This window comes from Streptomyces sp. NPDC014889 (assembly GCF_043081205.1).
Taxonomy (GTDB): domain Bacteria; phylum Actinomycetota; class Actinomycetes; order Streptomycetales; family Streptomycetaceae; genus Streptomyces.
Window position 1 is genome coordinate 384260 of sequence record NZ_JBIBWH010000009.1, and the last position, 24730, is coordinate 408989.

At 70.5% G+C, this 24730-nt stretch carries 23 protein-coding genes; 7 read left to right on the forward strand and 16 right to left on the reverse strand.

The genetic code is table 11. The features are described from left to right. Positions 1 to 74: 74 nt before the first annotated feature. Positions 75 to 1403 carry an enolase C-terminal domain-like protein gene (locus ACF09J_RS20595; protein ID WP_392306869.1) on the forward strand — a complete coding sequence of 443 codons (1329 nt, stop codon included), beginning with the start codon at positions 75 to 77 and terminating at the stop codon, positions 1401 to 1403. Positions 1404 to 1741: 338 nt separating this feature from the next. On the opposite strand, the gene ACF09J_RS20600 is transcribed toward ACF09J_RS20595, so the two are convergent. The 8 genes from ACF09J_RS20600 to ACF09J_RS20635 all read right to left on the reverse strand — a co-directional run bounded on the left by ACF09J_RS20600 (position 1742) and on the right by ACF09J_RS20635 (position 11103). Next, entirely contained in the window at positions 1742 to 2998 is a 1257-nt protein-coding gene (locus ACF09J_RS20600) for a M20 family metallopeptidase (protein ID WP_392306870.1), read from the reverse strand. Then, positions 2995 to 3732: a trimeric intracellular cation channel family protein gene (locus tag ACF09J_RS20605; RefSeq protein ID WP_392306871.1), complete on the reverse strand. Its 738-nt coding sequence runs from the start codon at positions 3730 to 3732 to the stop codon at positions 2995 to 2997. Before ACF09J_RS20605 ends, ACF09J_RS20600 begins: the two co-directional genes overlap by 4 nt. A 558-nt stretch (positions 3733 to 4290) precedes the next feature. Next, positions 4291 to 6075, reverse strand: coding sequence for a CocE/NonD family hydrolase (locus ACF09J_RS20610; protein ID WP_392306872.1), 1785 nt, complete (start codon positions 6073 to 6075; stop codon positions 4291 to 4293). 18 nt (positions 6076 to 6093) lie between these two features. Continuing rightward, positions 6094 to 7035 (reverse strand): MBL fold metallo-hydrolase, encoded by a 942-nt coding sequence (locus ACF09J_RS20615; RefSeq protein ID WP_392306873.1) that lies wholly within the window; start codon positions 7033 to 7035, stop codon positions 6094 to 6096. 33 nt (positions 7036 to 7068) lie between these two features. Further along, positions 7069 to 7992, reverse strand: a complete 924-nt coding sequence (locus tag ACF09J_RS20620; RefSeq protein WP_392306874.1) for an alpha/beta hydrolase — start codon at positions 7990 to 7992, stop codon at positions 7069 to 7071. 4 nt (positions 7993 to 7996) lie between these two features. Further along, positions 7997 to 9109: an FAD-dependent oxidoreductase gene (locus ACF09J_RS20625; RefSeq protein WP_392306875.1), complete on the reverse strand. Its 1113-nt coding sequence runs from the start codon at positions 9107 to 9109 to the stop codon at positions 7997 to 7999. A gap of 13 nt (positions 9110 to 9122) precedes the next feature. Beyond that, complete coding sequence (locus ACF09J_RS20630; protein WP_392306876.1) at positions 9123 to 10079, reverse strand: phosphotriesterase; 957 nt, start codon at positions 10077 to 10079, stop codon at positions 9123 to 9125. Between the two features lie 49 nt (positions 10080 to 10128). Continuing rightward, positions 10129 to 11103 (reverse strand): phosphotriesterase, encoded by a 975-nt coding sequence (locus ACF09J_RS20635; RefSeq protein WP_392306877.1) that lies wholly within the window; start codon positions 11101 to 11103, stop codon positions 10129 to 10131. A 247-nt stretch (positions 11104 to 11350) separates the two neighbouring features. Here ACF09J_RS20635 and ACF09J_RS20640 point away from each other — a divergent pair, with 247 nt between their 5' ends. From ACF09J_RS20640 to ACF09J_RS20655, 4 genes are read left to right on the forward strand one after another with little or no spacing between them, the layout of a single operon-like run. Next, positions 11351 to 12523, forward strand: a complete 1173-nt coding sequence (locus tag ACF09J_RS20640) for a cytochrome P450 (protein ID WP_392306878.1) — start codon at positions 11351 to 11353, stop codon at positions 12521 to 12523. Further along, complete coding sequence (locus ACF09J_RS20645; protein ID WP_392306879.1) at positions 12520 to 12708, forward strand: ferredoxin; 189 nt, start codon at positions 12520 to 12522, stop codon at positions 12706 to 12708. Before ACF09J_RS20640 ends, ACF09J_RS20645 begins: the two co-directional genes overlap by 4 nt. Beyond that, a complete protein-coding gene (locus ACF09J_RS20650) occupies positions 12705 to 13847 on the forward strand; it encodes an NAD(P)/FAD-dependent oxidoreductase (protein WP_392306880.1) in 1143 nt (380 codons plus the stop codon). The genes ACF09J_RS20645 and ACF09J_RS20650 overlap by 4 nt, the downstream gene beginning before the upstream one ends. Before the next feature lie 10 nt (positions 13848 to 13857). Beyond that, complete coding sequence (locus ACF09J_RS20655) at positions 13858 to 14781, forward strand: LysR family transcriptional regulator (protein ID WP_392306881.1); 924 nt, start codon at positions 13858 to 13860, stop codon at positions 14779 to 14781. Positions 14782 to 14787: 6 nt separating this feature from the next. On the opposite strand, the gene ACF09J_RS20660 is transcribed toward ACF09J_RS20655, so the two are convergent. The 8 genes from ACF09J_RS20660 to ACF09J_RS20695 form a co-directional block, all read right to left on the reverse strand. Next, positions 14788 to 15396 carry a TetR/AcrR family transcriptional regulator gene (locus ACF09J_RS20660; protein WP_392306882.1) on the reverse strand — a complete coding sequence of 203 codons (609 nt, stop codon included), beginning with the start codon at positions 15394 to 15396 and terminating at the stop codon, positions 14788 to 14790. Between the two features lie 93 nt (positions 15397 to 15489). Continuing rightward, a complete protein-coding gene (locus tag ACF09J_RS20665; protein ID WP_392306883.1) occupies positions 15490 to 16158 on the reverse strand; it encodes a 3-oxoacid CoA-transferase subunit B in 669 nt (222 codons plus the stop codon). Continuing rightward, entirely contained in the window at positions 16158 to 16850 is a 693-nt protein-coding gene (locus ACF09J_RS20670) for a 3-oxoacid CoA-transferase subunit A (RefSeq protein WP_392306884.1), read from the reverse strand. Before ACF09J_RS20670 ends, ACF09J_RS20665 begins: the two co-directional genes overlap by 1 nt. After that, a complete protein-coding gene (locus tag ACF09J_RS20675) occupies positions 16847 to 18040 on the reverse strand; it encodes a thiolase family protein (protein ID WP_392306885.1) in 1194 nt (397 codons plus the stop codon). Before ACF09J_RS20675 ends, ACF09J_RS20670 begins: the two co-directional genes overlap by 4 nt. Beyond that, entirely contained in the window at positions 18037 to 19305 is a 1269-nt protein-coding gene (locus tag ACF09J_RS20680; RefSeq protein WP_392306886.1) for an FAD-dependent oxidoreductase, read from the reverse strand. Before ACF09J_RS20680 ends, ACF09J_RS20675 begins: the two co-directional genes overlap by 4 nt. 13 nt (positions 19306 to 19318) lie before the next feature. Beyond that, positions 19319 to 19954 (reverse strand): maleylpyruvate isomerase N-terminal domain-containing protein, encoded by a 636-nt coding sequence (locus ACF09J_RS20685; protein WP_392306887.1) that lies wholly within the window; start codon positions 19952 to 19954, stop codon positions 19319 to 19321. After that, a complete protein-coding gene (locus ACF09J_RS20690) occupies positions 19951 to 20778 on the reverse strand; it encodes a fumarylacetoacetate hydrolase family protein (protein WP_392306888.1) in 828 nt (275 codons plus the stop codon). Before ACF09J_RS20690 ends, ACF09J_RS20685 begins: the two co-directional genes overlap by 4 nt. A gap of 2 nt (positions 20779 to 20780) precedes the next feature. Further along, complete coding sequence (locus tag ACF09J_RS20695) at positions 20781 to 21950, reverse strand: cupin domain-containing protein (RefSeq protein WP_392306889.1); 1170 nt, start codon at positions 21948 to 21950, stop codon at positions 20781 to 20783. Between the two features lie 68 nt (positions 21951 to 22018). Between ACF09J_RS20695 and ACF09J_RS20700 the strand changes: the two genes are divergently transcribed. Together ACF09J_RS20700 and ACF09J_RS20705 are read left to right on the forward strand one after the other, a co-directional pair. Continuing rightward, the gene (locus ACF09J_RS20700) at positions 22019 to 22795 is read left to right on the forward strand and encodes an IclR family transcriptional regulator (protein ID WP_392306890.1); all 777 of its coding nucleotides are present in this window, start codon (positions 22019 to 22021) and stop codon (positions 22793 to 22795) included. Between the two features lie 208 nt (positions 22796 to 23003). After that, positions 23004 to 24650 carry an MFS transporter gene (locus tag ACF09J_RS20705; RefSeq protein ID WP_392306891.1) on the forward strand — a complete coding sequence of 549 codons (1647 nt, stop codon included), beginning with the start codon at positions 23004 to 23006 and terminating at the stop codon, positions 24648 to 24650. Positions 24651 to 24730: the final 80 nt, after the last annotated feature.

Here is a 24730-nt window from a genome sequence, read left to right on the forward strand (position 1 = left end):
ACTCCACGAGCGGCGTCCCGCCCGCGCGGCGGTTTCCCCCACGCCCAACCCCCTAGCAACGAAGGATTCATCTCATGAGCCAGCCTGTCGTCACCCGCTTCTCCGTGTACCCGGTGGCAGGCCGTGACTCCATGCTGCTGAACCTCTCCGGCGCGCACGCCCCGTACTTCACCCGGAACGTCCTCGTCGTCGAGGACTCGGACGGCCGGACGGGACTGGGCGAGGTGCCGGGCGGTGAGGACATCACCCGGACGCTGCGCGAAGCCGAGTCCCTCGTCGTCGGCGCACGGCTGGGCGACTACAAACGCGTCCTGCGGTCCGTGGGGGAGAGATTCGGCGGACGTGACGATCGCGGACGGGGCGAGCAGACCTTCGACCTGCGCACCGCCGTGCATGTCGTCACGGCCGTCGAATCGGCGCTGCTGGACCTGCTGGGCAGGCATCTGGAGGTCCCCGTAGCCGCGCTGCTCGGCGACGGCCGGCAGCGCGACTCCGTACGGGTCCTGGGCTACCTCTTCTACGTCGGCGACCCCGATCGGACCGATCTGGACTACGTCCGTGAAGAGGACTCCGCCGTGGAGTGGTACCGGATCCGCCGCCAGGTGGCGCTGACTCCGGAGGCGATCGTCCGGCAGGCCGAGGCGACGTACGCACGCTACGGCTTTTGCGACTTCAAGCTCAAGGGCGGCGTCCTGCCGGGCGTTGAGGAGGTCAAGGCGGTACAGGCACTGAAAGAACGCTTCCCCGAGGCGCGGATCACCCTCGACCCCAACGGGGCCTGGTCCCTGCGCGAAGCCGTCGACCTGTGCAGGCCACTGGCCGGCACGCTCACCTACGCCGAGGATCCCTGCGGAGCCGAGGACGGCTACTCGGGCCGGGAGATCCTCGCGGAGTTCCGCCGGGCCAGCGGACTGCCCACCGCGACCAACATGATCGCGACCGACTGGCGCCAGCTCACCCACTCACTGGCGCTGCGGTCGGTCGACATCCCTCTCGCGGACCCGCACTTCTGGACCATGCAGGGGTCGGTGCGGGTGGCCCAGCTGTGCCACGACGCGGGCATGACCTGGGGCTGCCACTCCAACAACCACTTCGACATCTCACTCGCCATGATGGCGCACTGCGGAGCCGCCGTCCCCGGTGACTACAACGCGCTGGACACCCACTGGATCTGGCAGGAGGGTCTGGAACGTCTCACGGTCCGGCCCCCGCAGATCACCGACGGGGAGATCGCTGTCGACGACACACCCGGACTCGGTATCGAGCTCGACACGGACAGGCTGCTCGCCGCCCACGAGCTCTACCTGGAGAAGCGGCTGTCAGGCCGTGACGACGCCGCAGGGATGCGCTACCTGGTCAAGGACTGGGCCTTCGACAGCAAACGCCCCTGCCTGGTGCGGTGACGTACTCTCCACTTTCGACGTTTCGTCGGTCATCGCGTGGGTCGCTCGGGCGGGTGATGTGGCGTCACCTGGCCACGCCGGCTGGTGACAACAGACAGGCATCGGCGGTGCTTTGCGTCTCCTCCGGAGAGGGACCCCCTGCCCTTGCCGAAAATCGCGCCTACGCAGGTCATGCAGCATGCTCGTACTCATGGAGGATGCCGCCGAGGCGTTCCCATGCCCGTAGCTCGTCAGCACCCGCAAGCCGGCCTTCTACGCACCACGTTCCGGGACCGCAGCGCCGACGCGCTGCCAGGCAGCGGTCGCCTCAGCCACGGCCCGCTGGAAGCGCCTTCACGTCAGCCGCCGAGCCAGGCGAGGGCAGCCACCGTCATGGCGCTGACGCCGGTGTCCAGGGTCGGTTGGACGACGGGGGCGAAGGCGGGGCTGTGGTTCACCGGGACGTCCTGGGCGACGGTGCCCTTCTTGGCGGCCTCGGCATACAGCTCGGCGTCGATGCCTCCGATGCCCCAGTAGGTGAACGGCGCGCCGAACGCTTGGGGGATCTCGCTCATGTCCTCGCTGGCGGTCTGCAGGTCGATGGTGTGTGCGTCGTCGCCGAAGTGGGCCGCGAACGCCTCGGCGACGCGCCGGGTCGTCTCCTCGTCGTTGACGGTGGGCGGGAAGGCCGCCGTTCGTTCGATCTCGGGTGCCTTCGGCGACCCGGACGCCTCGCTCTCGGTCCGGACGATGCGCTCGATCGCCTTCAGCACCTGGCTGCGCGTCGCATCGTCGTAGGTGCGGACGTTGAGCTCGATGACGGCGCTGTCGGGGATGACGTTGGGACCGGTGCCGGCGTGGATACTGCCCACGGTGACGACGGCGGGGGTGATGGCGGCGAGTTCCCGGGACACGATGGTCTGCAGGCGCACCACGATCATGGCGGCCATCACCACGGGGTCGACCGCTGCCTGGGGCATGGAGCCGTGGGCCCCTCGGCCGTGAACGGTGACGCGCAGGCTGTCCGCGGCCGACAGGAAGGACCCCGGACGGGTGCCGACGTAGCCGGCCGGATAGGGCAGGACGTGCTGGGCGAGTACCACGTCGGGCCGGGGCGCCCTTGCCGTGAGACCGTCGTCGATCATGGCCTGGGCGCCGTCGCCGTTCTCCTCCGAGGGCTGGAACAGCGCCACGAAGGTACCGCGCCACGCGTCCTTGGCCCGAGTCATCAGCTGTGCGCAGCCGAGCAGGGCGGTCACGTGCACATCGTGCCCGCAGGCGTGCATGACCGGCTGCTCGGTGCCGTCCGGACCGGTCAGGGTCACGGTGGAGGCGTAGGGCAGACCGGTCTGTTCGCGTACCGGGAGGGCGTCCATGTCCGCGCGGGCCATGACGGTGGGTCCGTCGCCGTTGGCCAGTACGCCGATCACACCCGTGCCGCCGATGCCGTCGGTCACCTCGTGACCGAGATCCCGCAGGGCGTCGGACGCCTTCTTCGCCGTGCGGTGCTCGCGCAGGCCGAGTTCGGGATGCCTGTGCAGGTCCCGGTAAAGGTCCTCGAGATCGGAGCGGATACCGGCGAGGCCGGACAGTACCGCAGCGTTTCGGTCGCTCACGACGTCTCCTTGCGCGGGTGGGACTGGTCTTCTTTCCCTTTCCGGGCGGCGGTGCCGGTGCCGTGCCGCAGTGTCGCGGCCATCCTGGAACGGGGCTGCCAGTCCAGGCTGTTGGGCAGATTCCAGCCGAACCGCACGGCGCTGAGCCGGAAGGCCAGGGCCAGGGTGATGCCCAGGCCGGCACCGATGGCCGGCACGCCGAGGTACACGCAGAGCACCGTGACTCCGGCGACCGCGACGGCGACGGTGGCGTACAGACCGTTGCCCCCGAAGACGGCCGGCACCCGGCCGAGGACGACATCGCGCAGGGCGCCGCCGCCGACGGCGGTCACCGTGCCCAGGAGGATGGCCGGAAGCCATCCCAGCCCCACGGCGAGCGTCTTGTTGACCCCGGTGACCGCCCAGAACCCGAGGACGGCGGCGTCGAGGGCGGTGAAGAGCCGGGTCCAGGACGCCTCGCTGATCTTGATGAGAAAGACCACCACGGAACCGGCGATGGCGGTCGGCAGGTAGGCGTAGTCAGTCAGCGCGACCGGTGTGCCGTGCTGCAGCAGCACGTCCCTGATCACGCCACCGCCCAGACCGGAGATGATGCCCACCACCAGGAACCCGAACAGGTCCAACCCGGCCGTGCGGGCCACGGCGCCCCCCAACAGCGCGCACGAGAAGACACCGGCAAGGTCGAGATAGCGCGTCGCGACCGCCATTCCGGCGGGGATCAGGGAAGCCGACATCACACACACGGTGGACACGATGACGAGCCTAGTGACTCGGTGTCTCCACGGCACGCGCAGACGGCCACGGACAGTGACGTTCCGCGACGACACGCAGCCGGCAGGTCGGATCGCCTGCGGTCACGGCCGCGTGGGCGCAGAAGACACGGGTGGGTGCAGGATCGGATGTCTGCGGCGCACGCGGGCCGGGGTGGTGCGTGGCGAAGGGCCTCAGCAAGCCGTTCCGCGCCAGGCTGGAAGCTGGTTCAAGGCGAGCGGGTTGTCGAAGTCTGTATGTCGGCGCTGGGTGGTCGAGCCCGAGGCGACCGGACGGAACACAGCTGACTGGTCACGCGGCGACGGACGGGTCGGCGATGGTTCTGCTGCCTCGGCGAACACATTGGCCGGCCCACCGCGGACCGGATCGGCCGACCGCCGGTATCCGGCATGGCGGACCGCTGCTGGGCCGGCGGCCGGGACGACGCGCCTGGGAGCGCGAAGGTCCGGACGCCGACCGGGCGAAAAGGCGAGGCCGGCCGCCGGGGGTCCGGCGGTCCCCCCGGGTCGGCGTCGGCCTCGTCAGGAGCCGCTGCGCCGGTCGCCGCCTTCGTTGCGCGCAGAGCCCGATCGCGTCACGTCCCGCGCCGTGACCGTCGTGAACGGCAGCACGAGCCGGGAGGGGTGTGCGGCGTCGCGGTAGATCTTGTGGGTGACGGGGCGGCCCACCGGCAGGTGGAAGGCGTCCGGTGGCAGCAGCGCGTTGTGCGCGTCGGCCAGCGGCTCGTCGTTGGAGAGCTCCACGACCAGCTTGTGGCCCGGCAGGAACGACGCCGCGAACGGGTAGACGCGCAGCACGTACTCCTCGATCTTCCCCGGCTCGACCGGCACCGCGCGGGTGTGCGGGTGGTAGGGGTCGCCCTCGGTGGTGCGCCCCTCGTCGAGCTCGCGGTGCGAGGCCTTGAGGTAGGCGGTCGTGATGAGCTGTCGCTTGCCGCCCGGGGCCTCGTCCCACATGCGCAGGATGAAGTTGGTGTCGGGCTGGTCGATCTCCGCGAAGAGGTGCGCCGCGCCCTGGCCGATCATCTCGGTGGGCTCGGTGAACGGCTCGGTGCTCCAGCTGACCATCTCCACCTTGTCGGTGACCGTGAGCGGCGCCTGGTAGAAGCCGTCGGGGACGGCGTGCTCGGCGCCCATGGGCTCGGGCTCGAAGGAGAGCTTGTGGCGCGGGCGGAGGTAGAGCGGCTTGTGCTCCACGTCCTTCGGCGGCCACTGGGCCCCGGTGACGTACTGGCGTGAGCCCTCGACGTGCACGGTGACGGCGGGCTCGTCCATGATCCCGTTGTCGATGCCCTTGATCCAGTAGTCGTACCAGCGGAACATCTTGTCGTGCTCTTCGATGAAGGGGCGCGACTGCATGGGCGGGTACGGTCCGATGTCCAGCTTCTTGGGGCCCTTGAGGCGGTTGAAGACCTCGATGGTGCCGTCCATCGTCCAGCCGCGGCCCTGGTCGATCTGGAGCCAGACCGGGATGTCGATGTTCGGCGCCAGGGTGACGGGGTTGCGCTCCTCGTACCACTCGCCGTCGACCTCGTTCATCACGATGTCGAACCAGGCCTCGTGGTTCTTCGGGTAGTTCAGCACGTGGACCAGGTTGGGCCAGGCGGCCACGTCCGGGTCCTGCAGTCGCTCGGCGGCCCGCTTCTTGATCTCTGCGGGCGAGCAGGTCTCGAGCATGCGGGACTTGACGCCGTCGGTGAAGGCCCAGCCGGAGTCGCCGCCGCGCCCCTCACGGGCGGCGCGCGGCATGAACCACATGACGCCGCCGTGGTAGGTGGTCTCGTAGAAGTCGTAGTGGCCGCCGCTGACGAAGATCGCCTTGAGGCTCGGCGGACGCTCGGCCGCCGCCAGCACCTGCATCGAGCCGAAGTAGGAGATGCCGATCATGCCGACGTTGCCGTCGCACCACGGCTGCGCGGCGACCCACTCGATGAAGTCGTACGCGTCCTGGCCGAGCGAGACGCCACCGGCGTTGTAGTTGCCGATGTGCTCGCCCTCGGAGGCGCCGGAGCCGCGCAGGTCGCCGATGACGTGGACGTAGCCCTCCTGGACGACGCGCGCGATGTCGCCGGCCTCGATGCAGCCGTCCCACATGGGGCTCGGCCGGCGCTGCGGCGGGGTCGTCAGGGCCAGGGCCTGGAGCTCCTTGCCGTACGGGCTCAGGGCCACCAGCGCGGGCCGCGGTGTGTCGTCCACACCGCTGTACGCGTCGGCCACCAGCGTGACGCCGTCGCGCATCGGCACCTGGAGATCCTTGCGGACGACGATCGACTGCTCGCCCGCGCGGATCGTGTGAAGGTCAGTCATGGGTGTGAAGCTCCTGTGTTACGCGTTCTGTTCGAGGTGCGTGCGGTAGCCGGCCATGGAGGTGAAGAACGGCGACGGCTCGAGCGCGGGGTCCCCGGTGTAGCCGAGCTCCTCGGCGGCACGGGCGAACGGGGAGTACGGCGAATCCGTCTCCGGCAGGCCCGCCTCCAGGCATCCGCAGGCGGCCGCGGCGACACGGGCCTCGATGTCCAGGCTCTGGGTGATGGCCTCCTGGGCCTGCGCCTCGTCGAGCTCGACGCCGTACGGTGTGCCGTCGACGCGGCGGTAGGGGTGCCCCAGGTAGAGGTGCCGCGGGCGGATCTCGTCCCGCAGGTACTTCAGGCCGGCGCGGTAGGCGACCGGGTCCGTGTAGCCCGGGAAGCCGTTGGCCGCCCCGTGGACCTGGACGGCGTCTCCGGTGAACACCGAGCGCTGTCCGTCGACGACGTAGGCGACCGATCCGGGTGTGTGGCCCGGTACGGAGTGAACCGACACGGTGACATCACCGCCGAGGGAGAGGGTCTCGCCGCCCTTGACCAGTAGGGAGGGCTCCATCCCGCCGGAGATGACGGCCTCCGTGGCGGCCGCCACCTTCGCCTCGCCCTCGGGGTCGTCCAGATACCGGCCCCGTCCCGCGAGGTACTCCTCGACGTGGGCCCTGCGCGAGCGGAGCATCGGTGCGTCGGCCTCGTGGATGACCACCTGGGCGCGTCGCCCGGTGAGCTCCCACAGGGCGTGCGCTCCGCCGACGTGGTCGATGTGACCGTGGGTCAGCAGGATCCAGCGCACGTCCTCGATGCGGCGTCCGATGGCCTCGAGCACGGGAGCCATCCCTTCGGCGGGCGACGAGGCGATGCCGGTGTCGACGATCGCCGGCTCGGGTGCGTCGATGAAGAAGCTGTAGAGACCGAACCGGCCCCAGGGCGAGACCAGGGGGTGGACGGTGACTGGGTGCGTCATGCTTTCCTACTCCGCTCGTGCACGGCCGGCCGGTCAGCTGCGGCCGAGGAAGTCGCGTGTCTGTGTGAAGACCGCGTGGTACTCCGGGATCCAGGAGAAGTGCTGGACGAACCCGTGGCCCGCTCCCTCGTACCGGCTCACCGTCGCTTCCGCACCGGCTTCGCGCAGCCGCTCGCCGTACAGCTCGCCCTCGTCGCGCATGGGGTCGTGCTCGGCGGTGACGACCAGCGCGGGCGGCAGACCGGTGAGGTCGGTCCGCTTGATCGGCGACACCAGTGGGTCCGCGGGGTCGGCTCCGCTGTCGAGGTAGAAGGCGTTGAAGGGCTTCAGCCCCGCCGTCTCCAGGCCGTAGCCCACCGCGTTCTCCCGCAGCGACGGGTAGCGGTCGACGTCGAAGTCCAGGTCGAGCGAGGGGTAGTAGAGGATCTGGTGGGTGATCCGGTCGAAGCCGTCGTCGTGCGCCCTGGCGGCGACCGCGGCGGCGAAGGTGCCGCCGGAGCTGTCACCGGCGACGGCGAGGGTCGTACCGTCCCAGGCCAGGCCCGTGCCCTCCTCGGCGACCCAGCGCACGACCGCGTAGCAGTCGTCGAGACCGGCCGGGAACGCCGCCTCGGGTGCCAGGCGGTAGCCGACGGAGACGACCTTGAGCCCGGTCTCCTTGGCCAGTGAGCGCGCGACGTGGTCGTGGGTCTCCAGGCTGCCGAGGAAGAACGCGCCGCCGTGGAAGTAGACCAGCACGCCGTAGCTGTCGGCCTCGACAGGGGTGTAGATCCGTACCGGTACCTCGCCGGCGGCCGTCCTGGCCGTCACGTCGTCGACCGCGTGGAGCGGCAGGCGCTCCTCCAGGGGGGCAACGTGCGCCTCGTCCGCGGCGCGCAGGGCGACCGGGTCGAGCGGGCCCTCGGGCGGGGCGGGCAGGCTCGCGATGAATTCGGCGATCTCGGGATGCAGCGTCACGGTGTCACTCCTGCCCGGCAGCGGCGGGCTTCTGACCGGGGAAGACGTCGTTGATCTCGTCCTCGGTCCACCCCTGGCGCGAGATGCGCTGCAGTTCGTCGGTCACCGGCTTGCGGGTGGCCTGGTACAGGGCCAGCGCCTCCTTCACGGAGTCCGCCTGCCGCAGGGCGTCGGCGAGCGCGCCGCCGTCCTCGATGGCCGAGTTGGCGCCCTGGCCCTGGTGGTGGAGCATCGAGTGGGCTGCGTCGCCGACGAGGACGACGGAGTCCGAGTGCCACGTGTCGACCGGGTCGATGTCGTAGACGGCACGGATGTTCACGGTGTCCATGTCGAGGTCGCGCGTGATGCTCACGAGGCGCTCGTCGAAGCCTTCCACCGTCTTCAGCATGTCGTCCTTCGTGACCTGCGGGTTCCAGGTGCCGTCCGGGCACAGGGCGGTGATGTCGAACGACACCTGGCCCCGGTGGCGCAGCGGCAGCAGGTAGATCTTCGTGCCCTTGCCGATGTACATCCGGAGGTTGTCGTCGACGACCATCCCGTGGGCGGCGGCGACGGGGATGACCGCGCGGTAGGCGTGCTCGCCCGAGAACACCGGGCCCTTCTCGCCGACGAGCTGCCCCCGCACCACCGACTTGATGCCGTCGGCGCCGACGACCAGGTCGGCCTCGACGGTCTTGCCGCCCGCGAAGGTGAGGACGGAGCTGTCCCCCTTGTCCTCGATGCTCTCGAGCTTGTGGCCGAGGTGCACCATGCCCTCGGGGAGGACGCCCAGAAGCGCGTCGATGAAGTCGCCGCGGTGGATCAGGTGGGTATGGGTCTGCTCGCCGTCGACCGGCCACGTCTCTTTCATGATCGGGTCACCGGTGGCCGTGAGGATCTCGAAGTACTCGCTCGGCGAGGTCACCTTCGCGATCGCGTCGAAGATCCCCCACTGGCGGAACCGGTTCATGGTGACGGGACGCAGACCGATACCGGCGCCCACCTCGCGAATCTGGTTGGCCTGCTCATAGACGTCGACCTCGGCGCCGAGCAGGCTCAGGGCCTTGGCCGCCGCCGCGCCGCCGTACCCCGCTCCGACGATGGCGATCTTCAGGTTCTTCAGGTCTGAGGACTGCATGGTGGTTCTCTCTTTACTTCTGAAGGGTGAGGAAGTCGGCGGGGTTGTCGACGAAGATCGTCTTGATGGCTGCCTCGTCGAGACCGGCAGCGCGGAGGTCCGGGATGAGGTCCTCGAAGATGTAGTTGACGGTGTGGCCCTTGACGCCCGGCCAGCCCAGCGGGCTGCAGTTGGCGTCGGCGGAGGCAAGGACCTGCTTCAGCCGCCGGCCCCCGTCTATGAACCGCAGGAAGTGGTCCAGCCGCTCCTTGCGGGGGCGTGCCCAGAACGGTGGGCCGGGCAGCTCGGTCTCGTAGCCGAAGGTGTCGAAGCCGATGCGGCCGCCCTTCTCCGCGATCCAGACGTCGCGCGTCTTGTCGGCGTTCACGCCGTCGTCGACGTGTCCGAACAGGACGCGGTCCAGCGGCAGGCCCTCCTCGTCGAAGATGTCGATCGCGTTCTCGGCGTCGATCGCGAGGTGGGTCAGGATCGGCACGCCCGTGGTGAGCGAGGCGCGGGCCGCGGCGCGGTAGATCCGCTTGTCCAGGTCCGTCATGCGGCCGCCGCGGCTGACACCGACCTTGATGACACCGGCGAGGCCGCCGGTGCTGCCGATGCCGACGGTGATCTCGTGGACGAACTGCCGCATCAGGTAGTCCACGTCGGCGTTCGCGAAGTGCGGCAGGGCGGTGTCGCCGCCGACGAAGCCGGTGCAGGCGACGATGTGGACGCCGGTCTTCGCGGACAGCGACTTGTAATAGTCGACGTCACGGCCGTTGCAGATGCCGGTCGCGTCGACGAAAGTGCCGCCGCCGTACTCCTGGAACGCGCGCAGCTTCGGGACGGTCTCCTCGTACCGCTGCTCGGGGGTCTTCCACCACTTGGTGTCCAGTTCGGAGCCGGGCATGCCGTACCCGATGTGCTCGTGGACCGCGACGAGCCCCAGCTCCTCGGCCGGGACCGGCCCCAGGACCGTGTTCACTCTCGACACAACACTCACCTTTGAGTAAGAGACTTGATGGTCGTTCGTGTCGGCGCGCTCAGCGCACCGACAGCAGGTCGCGCGGGTTCTCCACGAGAATCCGCCGCGCGTCCTCGTCGCTGAGACCCCGTGTCTTCAGGAGCGGGACGAAGGTGGTCAGGACATGGCTGTACGGCAGGTCGTTGCCGGAGTGTCCCTTCGCCACACCGGTCGCGCCGCTCGACAGCAGGACCCGGTCGGCGAAGCCGCCCTTCACCAGGTCGGCGACCAGAGCGGCACGCTCGGTGTCGCTGACGTGCTCCCCGTCCTCCACGCCCACGTGGTCGAGGGCGACGTAGGCGCCGCGCCGGGCGACCTCCAGGGGTGCTCCGGCGGCGACGGCGTCCTTGCGGTCGAGTCCGCCGACGACGACACGGTCGGCCGCCAGGTTCTCGTCCAGGACGACGTCCAGGTCGTGCAGGGCGTCGCTCCCGTAGCGGATGGAGACCGCGATGCCGGTACTCAGAGCGGTCCGGGCCGCACCCCGGAACAGGCTCTCGTCGGTCGCGGTCATGCCCTCGCGGGTCGCGGTGGTGGCCACCAGGCCCGCCGCGCCGCGGCGCTCCACCCGCGGGACCACCATGCCCTCGGTGACCTCCTTGGTGAAGAGGTCGGCGAACTTCTCGGCCGGCCACGGCGTCGGCGGGTTGGTCTGCGGCGTGAGGAAGTAACCGCCGAGCAACTCCTCGGGGCCCTGACCCGTCGACGCGACGATGTGCACGCCGGTCGTGCGGGCGAGGGTCTCGTACAGCCGGACGTCCCGGCCGTGGAACATGCCGGTGCTGTCGACGATCGTGCCGCCGCCGTGGGCGCGGAAGTCCTTCAGCTTCGCGGCGAGGGTCTCGAAGATCTCGGCGCGGTCGATGGTGATGTCGAAGGCGTGCTCGGCGCCTGGCACCACCGACAGCAGCGCCTCATGGACCGAGACGACACCCAGCTCGGCGGCCGGCACCGGGCCCAGGACGGTGTTCACGGTGTTGCTTTCGACGCTCATGCCTTGCCTCACATGTCCGGTGTGGGGTGCCCGCGCACCCTGTGGCTGGAATCACGGTAGCCATTTGCTTTACATGCCGTCAATGAAACGAACACCACGAAAAAACAATTCGCCAAGGGTTGCGCGAACGGGACCGGATCCCTTGCACGGGCGTACTGTCGAGTGCATGGCACATGCACGTCATGCATGCAGGGGCATGAGAAGCATTCACTTGTTCGATATGGGATCGGACACTTCACTGTGGGGCATGAGCACCCCGCCCACCTCCGACGTCGATCTCTTCGCCGACGAAGTAGTCCTCGATCCCTACCCCGTCTACGCCGAACTCCGGGAACGGGGCTCCGTCGTCCACCTCCCGGAGAACGACGTCTACGCACTGACGCGGTACGACGTCGTCCGTGGCGCCCTCGCCGACTGGGAGTCGTTCTCCTCGGCCTCGATCGCGTTCAATCCGATGGCCAACGAGGCGCTCACCGGCACCTCGCTCGCGTCCGACCCGCCCGTGCACACCCAACTGCGCGCCACGCTCACCGAGAACCTCTCCCCACGTGCGCTGCGCGGTCTCAAGGCCGGGATCGAGACGAAGGCGGACGCCCTCGTCGCCGAACTCGTCGAGAAGGGCTCCTTCGAGGCCATCGACGCGCTCGCCCGGGCCTTCCCGCTGGCGGTCGTCGCGGACCTGATCGGCTTCACCGGTCACGTACGCGACAACATGCTCCGCTGGGGACAGGCCGCCATGCAGGTCCTCGGCCCCATGAACCAGCGCACGGCCGAGAACTTCCCCATCGCCGGCGAGCTCTACGCCTGGTGCTCCCAGGTCAAGGCCGACGACCTCGTGGAAGGGTCCGTGGGCCGCGGCATCTTCGAGGCCGAGGCCCGCGGCGCCATCCCGGCGGACACGGCCGGTCGCATCATCCACCAGTACCTCGGGGCCGGCGTCGACACCACCATCGCGGCGATCGGAAACATCGTCGCCCTCTTCGCCCGGCACTCCGACCAGCTCGCCCTGGTCCGCGAGAACCCGTCGCTGGTCCCCGCGGCGTTCAACGAGGTACTGCGCTTCTGGGCTCCCGTTCACGCCTGGGGCCGACGCGTCACGAAGGACGTCACGATCGAAGGGGCGGTCGTCCCGGCGGGCGCACAGGTCGCGGTCCTGTTCGGCGCCGGCAACCGCGACCCCCGGCACTACGAGAACCCGGACGCCTTCCTCGTCGAGCGCAATCCGGTCGACCACCTGTCGTTCGGCTACGGCCCGCACGGCTGCGCCGGCCAGGGGCTCGCCCGCCTGGAGGCCCACGCCGTGATCGAGGCGCTCTCCCGGCGGGTCGAGCGCCTCGTCGCCGGACCCGAGGTCCGCGTCCCCAGCAACACCACCCGGAGCATCGAGGAGCTCCCCGTCCTGGAGGTGATCTCCGCATGAAGATCGTCCTTGACCGCCCCCGTTGTGAGGGCCACGGCCTGTGCGAGGAGGCCGCGCCGCAGCTCATGCACCTTGACGACGAGGGCGAACTGGTCCTGGACCGCGAGGAGGTCGGTGAGGCCGACGCCGCCCTGGCGAAGGCCGCCGTCCGTGTGTGTCCGGTCGCGGCGCTGAGGGTCGTATGAGCACCGGCACCCTGAAGCGCGTCGTCGTCGTCGGCAACGGGATCGCCGGGCTCACCGCGGCCGACACCCTCCGCGAGGCCGGCTTCGACGGCGAGCTGACCATCGTCGGCGACGAACGGCACCCGGCATACAGCCGCCCGGCCCTGTCGAAGGCGCTCCTGCTCGACGGTGACGACACGTCGTCGCACGAGCTGCCGCCGGCCGGCCACGGGGCGAGCGAACTGCTCGGCGTGCGGGCGACCGGCCTCGACCTCGACCGCCGGCTCGTCACGCTCGACGACGGTACGGCGCTGCCGTACGACCGCGTCGTTGTGGCCACCGGTTCCCGGGCGCGACGTCTCTCCGATCTGCCCGGGGAAGTCACCCTGCGCGGGCTGGACGACGCGCTGTCCCTGCGCGGCCGGCTGGCGGCCGGGCCGTCGGTCGTCGTGGTGGGCGGCGGCCCACTCGGCATGGAGATCGCCTCCGGCTGTCTGGCCGCCGGCTGCAAGGTCACGCTCGTCTCCCAGGGCGCGCCGCTGCTTCTCCAGCTCGGCCCGTATCTCGCAGACGTGTTCGTCAAGGCCGCGCTGGGCCGGGGGCTCACCATCCTGGAGACCGCGGCGGCCCGGCTCGAGGGGAGCGACAGGAGCACCCGGGTCGTCCTCGACGAGGGCGGGGTTCTCGAGGCCGAGGTGATCCTGACCGCCGCCGGCGACGTTCCCAACACGGAGTGGCTCGCCGGCTCGGGACTCGCCGCCACGGGCGCCATCCCGGTCGACGAGCGCGGTCTCGTCCGCCCCGACGTGGCGGCTGTCGGCGATCTCGCGGCCTTCCCCACCCCGCAGGGCCTGCGCCGCATCCCTCTGTGGAGCAGCGCGATCGAGCAGGCGAAGGTCGCGGCGCGGGCACTCGTCCGCGGCGACGAGGCTCCGCCGTTGCAGTTCCAGCCGTACTTCTGGACGGAGCAGTTCGGACTGAGCCTGAAGGCGGTGGGCAACCTGCCGGTGGAAGGGGAGCCGGAGTACGTCGACGGAGGGTCCGGTGGCGGTCCGGCGCTGATGCGCTGGTCGCACGAGGACGGCACCGGTGACGCCGTGGCGCTCAACTACCGGATCCCGATCCCCCGGCTGCGCCGGATGACCGGGGCGGCCACGTAGGGTTCTTCGCATGAGCACAGAGGAACGGGGCGCCACGGGTTCGGGCCTGGACCGGCTGGCATCGGTCAACCTGAACCTGCTGGTGCCCCTCCTCGCGCTCCTGGAGGAGCGTTCGGTGACCAGGGCCGCGGAGCGGGTCGGTCTGTCGCAGCCGGCGATGAGCCACGCCCTGACGAGGATGCGGCGGATGCTGGGGGACGACCTCGTCGTCCGGCAAGGGAGCGGTATCACGCTGACCCCGCGCGCACTGGAGTTGATGGGGCCGCTGCGCAGTGCCCTGCAGCAGACGGCACGCGTCGTGAACTTCCCCCTCTTCGACCCCGCGACCGACCGGCGGGTCATCACGGTCGCCATGACGAACAGCACGGCGTTCGTCGTGGGGCCCCGGCTGACCCGGCTCGTCACCGAGCGCGCTCCGCACGCCACGCTGCGACTGCGGACGATCACGGTGCCGACCGAGGCGACCTTCACCGATCAGGGCGTCGACGTCGTGCTGATCTCCGAGGGGCACTTCTCGCCGTATCCGCGCGAGCGCCTGTACGACGACCGCTGTGTGGTGGTGGCCTCACCGGACACCCCACCGGACGTCGGCGCGCTCGAACTCCTGACGACCCAGCCGCACATCGTCGTCGACACCGACCGGCGGGTCTTTCCCTACTCCGTGCTGGAGGACAAGGGCATCCCCTACCGGGTGGGCCAGCTGAGCTCCGACTTCCTGCTGGTGCCCTTCCTGGTCGCCCGCGCGGGCGGCGTCGCTCTCCTGCGCTACCGGGTCGCCGCCGCCATGCGCACGCTCGCCGACGTGCGGATCGAGGAGTTCCCCTTCCCGCTTCCCGGACTCGGGATCGACATGGTCTGGAACCCCCGGCTGGCCGATCAGGACTTCATCGAATGGCTCCGGGCGCTGCTCTTCGACGCCGCGGCGGGGCTCTGACCCCGGTCAGCTCAGCAGCCGCACCCAGCTGGCACCGAGCTCGTCGAGCATCTGGTCGCGCGTGATCTTCCAGTCGGCACCGTCCCAGTGCTGGGCGACATAGTCGAGCTGGGACATGGCGAGAACGCCCCGGAAGTGGCGTTGGTGGGGTTCGAGGCGCCCGGCCGCCGTCAGCCCGTCCTCGATGTCGCTGATGGCCTCCTCCAGCCACCGCTCGACCAGGTCGGGGAGTTCCGGATCGATCACCGCGGCATCGCGGCCGATGCGGATGATCGGCCGGACGGCCGGCCAGCTCTCGGCGGTCCGCCGCAGCCACGCCATGATCGCCTCCGGCGTCCCCTCGGCGACGGTGGCCACCAGGTCCCGCGCCGTGGAACCGTGTTCGGGAGAGCGGACGCGCTGCAGCACCTCGTTGAGCTGCTCGTCGATCAGCGCCCTCATCAGGTCACTGCGCGAGGGGAAGTACGCGTAGAAGGTCACGCGCGTGGTGCCCGCGGCGGTCGCGATGTCGTCGACCGTGGTGGCTGCGTACCCCTTCGTCTTGAACAGCTCGAGTCCCGACTCCAGCAGCAGACGGCGGGTCATCTGCTTCTGTGCCTCACGAAGGTTCGCCATGCCCGAGATCCTAACGCCGTCTCTGCATGGCGAACGCACACACCGGACTTTTATTTTACATGCCAAACGTGACCTTTATCTGGCGTAAGGACTTCAGGCGTCCAACTGCACGGAGAGCCGCTCCCTCAGTTCCGCCACCGAGATGCCGTACGTCTCCAGGACCCGGACCCCGTCCGGGCCGACGGTGAAGACGCCGTGGTCGGTGTAGACGCGGTGGACACAGCCGGGTCCGGTGAGCGGGTACGTGCACGCGGGAACGAGTTTGGGAGCGCCGTCCCGGGTGAACAGCTTCATCATCACCAGGACCTGCCGTGCTCCGACGGCGAGGTCCATCGCACCGCCCACGGCGGGGATGGCATCGGGGTCACCGGTGTGCCAGTTGGCCAGGTCACCGTGCTGGGACACCTGAAACGCCCCGAGGACGCACACGTCCAGGTGGCCGCCGCGCATCATCGCGAAGGCGTCGGCGTGGTGGAAGTACGCCGCCCCCGGCAGCTCGGTGACCGGCACCTTCCCGGCGTTGGTGAGATCGGGGTCGATCTCGTCGCCGGTCGCGGCCGGACCCATGCCGAGCATGCCGTTCTCGGTGTGCAGCACGATCCCCGCGTCCGGCGACAGGTGCTCGGCGATCCGGGTCGGCTGCCCGATGCCGAGGTTGACGTACGAGCCGGCCGGAATGTCGCGGGCGATGCGGGCGGCGAGTTCGTCGGTGGTGAGCGGGCCCCGGTCGGTGTGCTCCACGGTGGTGGCTGCGGTCGTCATCAGCGGGCTCCTTGCACGGTCAGCCGGCGGGCCTCGGCCCGGACCAGGCGGTCGACGTAGATGCCCGGGGTGACCACGGTCTCCGGGTCGATCTCCCCGGCGGTCACGATCTCGGTGACCTGGGCGATGACCGTGCCGGCCGCGGTGGCCATGACGGGGCCGAAGTTCCGGGCGGTCTTGCGGTAGACGAGATTGCCCGTGCTGTCCGCCCGGTGCGCCGAGATCAAAGCCACGTCGCCCTTGATCGGGTACTCCAGGACGTGGACGCGTCCGTCGATCTCCCGGGTCTCCTTGCCCTCCGCCAGCGGGGTGCCGACGCCGACCGGGCTGTAGAAGGCGCCGATGCCCGCCCCGGCGGCCCGCATTCGCTCGGCGAGGGTGCCCTGCGGTACGACCTCCAGCTCGACCCGGCCGGCCCGGTACAGGCCGTCGAAGACGTAGGAGTCGCTCTGCCGGGGGAAGGAGCAGATCACCTTGCGCACCCGGCCGGCCTTCAGCAGCGCGGCCAGGCCCACGTCCCCGTTGCCGGCGTTGTTGGACACCACGGTCAGGTCGCCGGCGCCCTGCCGGATGAGGGCGTCGATGAGGTCGAACGGCATGCCCGCCAGACCGAATCCGCCCACCAGGACCGTCGAGCCGTCCTCGATGCCCGCCACGGCCTCGTCGGCAGTGGCGGCGATGGTCGTGGTCATCCCTGGCTCACCTCGTCGGTCACGTTCTCCAGAACCACGGCGAGGGCCTGGCCCACGCCGATGCAGATGGCCGCGACGCCCCAGCGCTGTCGCCGCTCGCGCAGCACCTTGGCCAGGGTCCCGAGGAGCCGGCCGCCCGAGGCGCCGAGTGGGTGTCCGAGCGCGATGGCGCCGCCCCGGGTGTTCACGATCTCCGGGTCGACGCCCCAGGCGTCCACGCAGGCGAGCGACTGGACCGCGAACGCCTCGTTGAGCTCGACCGCGCCGACGTCGCCCCAGCCGATCCCGGCCCGGCGCAGCGCCTTCTCGGCCGCCTCCACCGGGGCGAAGCCGAACATCTGCGGCTGGACCGCGTGCACGCCGCGCCCGGCGACGCGGGCGACAGGGGCCAGCCCGATCCGGCCGGCCGCCGCCCCGGTCCCCAGCAGCACGGCCGACGCCCCGTCGCTCAGCGGGGAGGCGTTGCCGGCCGTGATCGTCCCGTCCGGGCGGAACGACGGTTTCAGTGCCGCCAGCTTCGCGGGGTCGGTGCCGGGGCGGATGCCCTCGTCACGGGCGAGGTCCTCCGTCGGGAGGACCAGGTCGTCGTAGAAGCCGTCGTCCCAGGCGGCTGTCGCGAGCCGGTGCGAGCGCACCGCGAACTCGTCCTGCCGCTCACGGGAGATCGAGAACTTCTCCTGGAGCAGTTCGTTGCTCTCCCCCAGCGAGACCGTCCACTCCTTCGGCAGCGCCGGGTTGACCAGCCGCCAGCCCAGGGTGGTGGAGACGGCGGTGACATCGCGTGCGGGGTAGGCCCGGTCCGGTTTGGGCAACACCCAGGGTGCCCGGGTCATGGACTCCACGCCGCCGGCGACGACGACGTCCGCGTCGCCGGAGTCCAGGGTGCGCGAGGCGATGATCGCCGCGTCCAGACTGGAGCCGCACAGCCGGTTCACGGTGGTGGCGGGGACGCTCACCGGCAGTCCGGCCAGCAGCACCGCCATCCGGCCGACGTTGCGGTTGTCCTCACCGGCACCGTTGGCGTTGCCCCACACCACGTCTCCGATCGCGGCGTGGTCCAGGCCGGGCGCCTTGGCGAGCAGGCCGGTCAGCGCGGTGGCGGCGAGGTCGTCGGGGCGCGCCCCGGCGAGGGCCCCGTTGAACCGGCCGAACGGGGTGCGGGCCGCCGCGTACAAGTAGGCGTCGCTCATGCCGCGTCACCCGCGAGCACCGATTCCCCGACGGCCGCCGAGGACAGCGGAACCGGCGTGAACATCTGCGGCTCCTCGTCCGGCGTCAGCGCGGTCGGCCCGTACAGCCAGTCGGTGAACGCGTAGTCGTAGGTGTCGCGGACGCGCAGCAGCACATTGCGCTGCTCGCGGGCGACACCGTCGAGGTGCCACAGCTCGCCCCACTTGCGGGAGGTGGTCAGCACGCGGCGGCAGTGCTCCGGGCGGACGGCCTCGTAGGCCGCAAGCGCGGTGCTCCAGTCGACCGTGCCGTCCTCGGCACGGTTGCGGGCGACGTGCTCGCCCAGCACCCAGCCGTCCTCGATCGCCATGATCGCGCCCTGTGCGATGTACTGCAGCGGTGGGTGCGCGGAGTCACCGAGCAGCGCGATCCGGCCGTGGACCCAGTTCATGATCGGGTCGCGGTCGAACATCCGCCACCACTTGTCCCGCCACATGAACGGCAGACCCTCCCGGACGAAGTCGGAGGTCTTGGCGAAGGCGGCGTCGAGCTCGTCGGGCGTGCCCCAGTCCTCCTGCCCGGCCAGCGCCTTGGGCGACTCGAAGACCGCGACCTGGTTGAGCATCTCGCCGCCGCGCAGGCCGTAGTGGACGAAGTGGCAGCCGGGGCCGACGTACACCACGACCTCGCTGAGGTCGACGGACTTCACCCGCGGCTGCTCGGCGGGCACGGTGCCGCGGTAGGCGACGTACGCCGAGGAGACGGGCTGGTCGTCGACGAACAGCCTTCGGGCCGGAGAGTGCAGGCCGTCGGCCGCGATCACCATGCCGGCTTCGTGGGTCTCGCCGGAGGCGACGGTCACACGGGCACCCCCATCGGTGTTCTCGTACGAGGTCACGCGTGCGTCGTTGATCAGCTCGACACCGGCGCGTTCGCAGGCACGCAGCAGCAGGCCGTGCAGGTCGCTGCGATGGATGACGAGGTACGGGTAGCCGTAGCGCTTCTCCAGGTCGCGCAGGTCGAGCCGGGTCAGCTCGTCGCCGTCGACGGCGTCGCGCATGACCATCGCGTCCGGGACGACGCCGAGGCTCTTGGCCTCCTCCAGGAGACCGTAGTCGTCGAGGATGCGGGTGCAGTTGGGGGCGAGCTGGATGCCGGCGCCGACCTCGCCGAAGGCGGGGGCGCTCTCCAGCAGGCGGACGCTCTGGCCCTGGCGGGTCAGCGAGAACGCGACGCCGAGGCCGCCGATGCCGCCGCCGACGACGATCACATCAGGGTGGGACATGGGATGCACTCCTCTACAGCCACGGGCCGAGCTCGGGGGCGTCGGCGAGCGAGTGGGGACGGCCGGCCAGCCAGGCGGCGACCTCGGGCAAAGGGCCGTCGGGGAGCTCGGTCAGCCCGCGTTTGGCGCTGATCTCGGCGACCAGGGCGGTCAGGAAGCCCTTCGGGAGGTCGGCGAAGGTGACGACGCCGGCGCCGAGGTCGACGGCGTGGACGCACACCTCGCGGGCGCGCATCCACGGGAGTTCGGTGGCGGGGACAGTGCGGCCCTGGGCGGTGACGACCTTTTGCTGCCACTGCTCGTCAGTGAGCCCGTCCAGTCCCTCCGCGAGCCGGTGCGCGGAGGTGGTCAGCCAGGATCGGAGCTGGTCGGCCGACAGGGCCGGGCCCTTGGCGATACCAGCGGCGCGCTCCTCGGCGGAGGCGTACATCGGCGTCTCCTCGCCGGTGGCCGCCCAGTGCACCAGGTTGCACAGGGCGTCGGCGTTGGCGGCGACGTGCGCCACGAGGTGCCCCCGGGTCCACTCCGGCAGCACGCTCGGGGCCGAGAAGCCGGCCTCGTCGAAGCCCGCGACGGCGTCGAGCATCAGCTCGGTGCCCGTGCGGGCCCACGCGCGCGCGTCGGCGAAGGCCCGCGTGACCTCGGTCATTCCGCGACCACCTTGTTGGTGCAGGCGCCCAGGCCGGCGATCTCGGTGACCACGGTCTGGCCGGGGAGCAGGAAGACCTTCGGGTCGCGGGCGTTGCCCACGCCGGCCGGGGTGCCGGTGGCGATGATGTCGCCCGGACGCAGGGTGATGACGGTGGAGATGTACTGCACCAGGAAGACCGGGTCGAACAGCAACGTTCCGGTGTCGTCCTGCTGCATGACCTGGCCGTCGACGACCGTCTTCACTTCGAGCGAGGGGCGGACGCCGCCGACCTCGTCGGGGGTGACGACGTAGGGGCCGACCGGGGTGGAGGCCTCCCAGATCTTGCCCTGGGTCCACTCGATGGTGCGGAACTGCCAGTCGCGCACCGAGATGTCGTTCATGACGGTGAAGCCCGCGATGGCGTTCGCTGCCTGCTGCTCGTCGGCGCGGCGCACCTGCTCGCCGATCACGACGGCCAGCTCGACCTCCCAGTCGAACGCCTCGGTCTCGACCGGCTTGACGATGTCGTCGTGCGCGCCCAGCAGGGTGTCGGCGAACTTCGGGAAGAGGGTCGGGTAACTCGGCAGCTCCCGGCCCATCTCCTTGATGTGGTTGGTGTAGTTGTGGCCGACGCAGACGACCTTGGAGGGGTTCGGGACGACCGGCGCGAAGTCCGCCGACTCGGCCGGGTAGGTGGTGCCGGACGCGGCGGCGGCCCTGGCCTGCCAGCCGTCCTCGGCGAACAGCTCGCCCAGGTCGGTGTACCCGAGGTCGACGAGGGTCTCGCCGTCGAGGCGGACCGCCCGGTTCCCGTCGGCGGTGCGGAGGGTGGCAAGCTTCATGGTCAGGCGTCCTTCTGGGTGCGGTCGATGCGGTGGAGCTTGAGCGCCTCGAAGACGGGCGCGTCGGAGAAGCGGAAGAGGTCGAGGGCTCCCTCGTCGGAGTCGGTCGATCCGGCCTCGGACCTGGCGGCGAACGGCTCCCAGGACGGGACGACGAACAGGTCGCCGCGCGTGACCGTCCAGGACGTGTCGCCGACGGTCACCACGCCGGAGCCGTCGAAGACCTGGTAGACCGACGAACCGGTCTCGCGCACCGGCGCGGTCTCTGCGCCCCGGGCGATGCGGTGGAACTCGGCGCGGACGGTCGGCAGCACGTCGGAGCCGTCGTGCGGGTTGGAGTAGCGCACCGCGGCGTGGCCGGGCTCGACGGTGCCGCCGAAGCCCTCCTTCTCCAGCAGCAGCTGGTCCCGCAGGGCCGCGTCGGTGTACTCCCACTTGTACGACAGCAGCGGGCTGCCCGGCGTGGCGGGTACGGCCGACAACGGGCGCAGGCCCGGGTGACCCCACAGGCGCTCGGAACGCGACCGCTCGGGGGTGATCCGCTCGGCGTCGCTGATCTCCTCGCGGCCGAACTCGAAGAACTGCGCCTCGGTGACGTACTGGAAGGGGATGTCCAGACCGTCGATCCAGGCCATCGGCTCGGAGGTCGCGTTGTGGTGGGCGTGCCAGTTCCAGCCCGCCTGCGGGAGGAAGTCACCGCGGTTCATCGGCACCGGATCGCCGCCGACGACCGTCCACACGCCCGAACCCTCGACGACGAAGCGGAAGGCGTGCTGGGTGTGGCGGTGCTCGGGGGCGTCCTCGCCGGGCATGAGGTACTGGATGGCCGCCCACAGCGTCGGCGTGGCGAAGGGCCTGCCGCCGAGGGAGGGGTTGGCCAGCGCGATGGCCCGGCGCTCACCGCCGCGGCCGACCGGCACCAGGCCGCCGGCCCGGTCTGCCAGCTCCCGCAGCCTCTCCCAGCGCCACAGGTGCGGCACGGCACGCGAGCGCGGGTGGGCCGGCATCAGGTCGCCGATCTCGGTCCACAGCGGGACGAGTAGTTCCTTTTCGAAGCCCCGGTACAGCTCTTCGAGCGCCGGGGTGACCTCGGGCTGCCCCTCCGCGGCGACAGCCTGGAGCCGGACCGGGGAACCCGTGGCGATGTCTTGGGCTATGGAGGTCTCAGTCACGGCATCAGCGTGCGCCGCGTCTGGTGAGGGAACATGGAGATTCTGGAGAGCAGAATCAGGGACGCGCCATGGACAAGCCACTGAAGACACCGCCGCCCTACCCGATCGCCAGCGTGGACCACGCGCTGCGGGCAGCGACCATCCTGCAGATGGAGGGCGGCGCGACCGTCTCGCAGATCGCCGAGCGCCTCGGCGTCGCCCGGTCCACCGCCCACCGGATCCTGGCGATGCTGGTCTACCGGGACTTCGCCGTGCAGGACGAGGACCGCCTCTACCGCGCCGGACCGGTGCTGGAACTCGCCGCTCACTCCCAGTCCCTGGTCTCGCGGCTCCGCGCGGCGGCCCTGCCCCACCTGCACCGGGTCGTCGACCTGCTCGACGAGACCGCGAACCTGACGGTGCGTACCGGGGACACAGCCCGGTTCATCGCCAGCGTCGAGTGCCGGCAGGCCCTGCGGGTCGGCTCCCGGGAGGGCATGGTGTTCCCGGCAAACCGCACCACGGCGGGACTGCTCCTGCTCGCCGACCTCTCCGACGAGGAACTGGACGAGGTGTACGCCCCCGAGCGCTACCGCGACCGTCCAGCCGACCGACCGGACCTCACCCGCCTGCACACGGAGCTGAAACGGCTGCGGCGCAACGGGTTCGCCGTCAACAAGGAACGGTCGGAGCGGGGTCTGATCGCCGCCGGCGTACCGGTACGTGATCGGGACGGCACCGCCCTGGCCGGCCTGTCGGTGTCGATGCCCACCGTGCGCTACGACCCGCACCGCCTGCAGCCCCTGGTGGCCACTCTGGACGCCGCCGCGCGCGCCCTGGAGACGGACCTGGCCGAGCGGTTCTGAGCACTCGGTTCGCCTTACATCAAGACTTCTCACCTTAAGTTGTGCGTATTTCATTGACGTGACGTAAAGCGAAGTGTCATTCTCCACGACACACGCCGGACTCGCGACGTGCCCTCTCCCCCACCGCGTGCGCCGAGCCGAGTGCTTTCACGCTCTTGTGGCTCCCGTTTCCGGGACGCCCGCCTTTCCCCAGCCAGGGAGAACAGCAATGACGCTCAACAACGGGACGGCCATGTCCCAGGGCCCAACCTCGGGGGCCGCCCGGAGACCGGGCTACGCGGGAACACTGGCTGCCGCCTGCGGCGCGGTCTTCGTGGCCCAGGTCGCGAACGCGCTGCCGGCCTCGCTGCTCGGACCCTTCCAGGAGGACCTGAACACACACGGATCCCAACTGACGTGGATCACCGCCGCGTTCATGATCGCCGTGGTCTGCTTCGAGTTCACGTTCGGTGTCCTCGGTGACCTCTTCGGGCGGCGAAGGCTCGTCGTGGCCGGCACGGCCCTGGTCGCCACGGGCAGCACCGTGGCCGCGCTCGCGCCCACCGTGCAGGTGCTGTGGATCGGCGCCGCCCTCAACGGACTTGGGGCCGGCGCCATGTTCCCCGGCTCGCTCACCGCGATCACCGCCGTCACCCACACCCTGCGGGAACGGGCGCACGCGGTGGCACTCTGGAGCGGTTTCCTGTCCGCCGGCGCCGCCGTCTCACCTCTGCTCGGCAGCATGTTCGCCAAGGTCGGGTCGTGGCGCGGTTCCTTCGGGGTGCTCGTCGGACTCGCCCTGGTCAGCATGGTGCTCACCCTGGTGCTGGCCACGGAGTCGAAGGCACCCGAGGGCCGCAAGTTCGACATAGCCGGTCAGATCACTTTCGCCGTCGGTCTCATCCTGGTGCTGTACGGCGCCGTCGAGGGGCCCGAGTCGGGCTGGACCACCCTTCCCGTCATCCTCGCCTTCGCCTTCGGCACATGTTTCCTCGCCGGATTCGTCGTGGTGGAGCTGGGGGCCGAATCCCCCATCTTCGACCTGAAGCTGTTCCGCAACCGGGCCTTCACCGTGTCGTCCGTCGCCGCGGTCATCGGCATGCTCGCCTTCCTCGGCGCCTGCTTCGCGATGAGCATGTGGCTGGGTCCCGTGCAGCACCAGGACCCGATCCGCGTCGGGATCCTCTTCCTGCTCCTCCAGGGACCCGCCTTCGTACTCATCCCGGTCGTCTCGCGCCTCCTGCACCGGGTCGCCGCGTCCTGGCTGCTGACCTCCGGGTTCGTCCTGATGGCGGTCGGCTGCCTCCTGTTCACCCAGCTGGACGTCACCGACCCGGGACTGGGCGCGTTCGTCGCCCCGGCCCTGTTGATCGGCATCGGTTTCGCGCTGACCATCAGCTCGGTGACGGCCGTGGCGCTGAACAGCGTGCCCCTGCACCTGGCAGGCATGGCCAGCGCCACCACCAACATGCTGCGCGACCTCGGCTTCGCCCTCGGCCCCGTCGTCGTCAGCGCGATCGCGCTCTCCAACGCGGGGGCGGCGTTTGCGGGGAACCTGTCCGACGCGGACCTGCCGGGCGGTCAGGTGGCAGCGGCACGCGAGATCGCCGAGGCAGGCGGACCCATCGCCGTGAACAGCCTGCCGCCCGGCGCCCCGGGATCCGCGGCGCACGGTCTGGCCCTGGACGCCCTGGGCAGTGGTTTCAGCACCGCGTTCCCGGTGTGCGGTGTGGCGGCCGCCGTCGCCGCGGTCCTGACCGCCTTCGGCATGATCGGGCTCCACGCCCGCCGTTCCGCCGAGGACGAGGCGCCCGCACCGCCGGCTCCGGGAAGCGACGGCGGAGCGGAATCGGCTCCGGCCGTCCTCCGTCCCTGACCTCAGCGACTTCTCAGGACGTCACCGGGGTCGACGCGCACTACCCCGTCTGCCGCACACCGGGCGCGGCGGACGGGCCG